Annotated in this window: 1 protein-coding gene; it reads left to right on the forward strand. The window is 74.9% G+C overall.

Translation table 11 applies throughout. The features are described 5' to 3' along the window. Positions 1-626, forward strand: a 626-nt coding sequence (locus tag AC1DYX_RS31765) for a hypothetical protein (protein ID WP_477266266.1), incomplete at both ends; no start/stop codon positions are given.

The raw sequence follows: 626 nt of genomic DNA on the forward strand, positions 1-626 counted from the left end.
GCGCCCCGACCAGGTGGCGATGGCGCGCCAGCTGACCTGGCCCAGCCCGGACGGCGGCGCACTCGCCGCCTCATGGCGCGGCATGGTGCGCAGCTATGGCACCCAACTGGTCACGCGCGAGATCCAGGCCGCCCGGCAGCAATCCGGCCAGACCTTGCCCGGCGCCCTGCTGCAAAGCGGCCTCGATGCGCGCGTGCTGCGCCAGGCCGACCTGGCTCTGCTGCCGCCCGACGCCTGGCGCTTCACCGTGCACGCGGGCGGGCCGCAGGCGCAGCACCTGCGCGTGATCGGGGAAGAGGAACAGTCACAAAAGCCGCAGCGGCGGCGCCGCCGCGCCGCCCTGCGCCTCGAACTGGTGCTGGCCGACGGCACCGTCGTCACGGTGCAGGCCGAGCCGCTGGCCGACGGCGTCATGCTCGAACTGTGCACGCCGGATCCCGCTACCCTGCTGCACCTGCGCGCCCTGCAACCRCAGCTGGAAGACGCCGTGCGCCGCTCGGGCCTGCGGGTGCTCGGCTGGACGTGGCGCGACAGCCTGCCGGAAGGCCGGGTGCACGCGCGCCTGCCGTCGACCGAGGCGGCGGCCGCCCTCAGCCTGCCCGTGTTCCGTGCGATGGCCGAACTGG

It is taken from the genome of Massilia sp. P2_C2 (genome assembly GCF_056404615.1).